This is a genomic window from Azospirillum sp. B506 (genome assembly GCF_000333595.1).
Lineage (GTDB): Bacteria > Pseudomonadota > Alphaproteobacteria > Azospirillales > Azospirillaceae > Azospirillum.
This window is the reverse complement of sequence record NZ_BADK01000004.1, coordinates 1-984: the sequence shown is the minus strand read 5'-3', so window position 1 is coordinate 984 and position 984 is coordinate 1. Positions and strand designations below refer to the sequence as shown.

Sequence of the window (984 nt, the reverse complement as noted above, 5' to 3'; positions counted from 1 at the left end):
ATGATCGCGGTATCCTCGTCGCCGCGGGCGCTCAACGCACCGCTGGGCGTCACCACGTCGGCCACGCCCTGCACCTCGACATGCACGGTCACCGGCGCCGCGTCCGCGACGGAGCCGTTGGAGCCTTCCGTCGCCCGCGCGGTGAAGGTCAGGTTGAAGCCGGTGTTGGAATTCTCATGATCAGGCAGTCCATGACGTGTCGCTCGCTTCGGCCGCTCATACGCGGACCTTGAGGCAGAAGAAGCTGCGGTCCGCGTCCATCGCATTGAAATCGTAGTCTATGGGATCGCTTGCCCGCCGGGCGATCTCGATCAGCCCCAGGGTTGCACCACGGCTGGCATCGTCCGGCTCCTCGCGCAGCTGCTCGCGGTAATAGGTTTTTATGCCGGCGCGATCCAGTCCCTTCAGATGCTCCAGCCGTTCTTTCAGACGGGGGACTTCACTGTTGCGAACGGTGTTGCCGCAGACGATGAAGACCTTGCCCTGCTCCATGCCGATGGTGACCATGCCAGCGCTGAGTTCAACCGCGCGGCCCGCATTGCCGGACATCTTTTCCGCCGAATAGCGGATAATATTCTGCATCTGCTCGACAAACACCGAAAAGACCCGGCGGATGGTGGGTCCGTCCGCCGCCTCCAGAACCATCTTTTCGCGCAGCGCCTCCCCCAGAGAATAAAGTATCCCTTCCGACAAGTATCCACAGAAAGAGAACAGGATCCCCTTCTCGTCGAGATCACGTTTTATCGATGCATATTGCTGGGCAAGCATGGTTGCAGCCTGACATTCCACCAGTCCCCTGATCCCGCCAACTATGTCATCTCCTATGACAAAGGGCTATAGTCTTTCGGAGATGTATGACATCAGGCCGCTTCAGACCGGCAGGACGACCCGGAAAGTCGATCCCCGCCCCCAGGATGCTGTCGACTGCCACCGCGCCCCCATGGAGAGGAGAATCTGCTGGACGGTGTGGAGTCCGATGCCTGT

Annotated in this window: 1 protein-coding gene; it reads right to left on the bottom strand. The window is 60.4% G+C overall.

Features of this window, described 5'->3' with window-relative positions:
* Positions 1–216: 216 nt before the first annotated feature.
* Positions 217–768, bottom strand: coding sequence for a SiaB family protein kinase (locus I71_RS00130; RefSeq protein WP_042688567.1), 552 nt, complete (start codon positions 766–768; stop codon positions 217–219).
* Positions 769–984: the final 216 nt, after the last annotated feature.

What these genes read in the sequence shown, in the direction of transcription:
- I71_RS00130 (WP_042688567.1), bottom strand. Translation starts at nt 768, where the DNA reads ATGCTTGCCCAGCAATATGCATCGATAAAACGTGATCTCGACGAGAAG.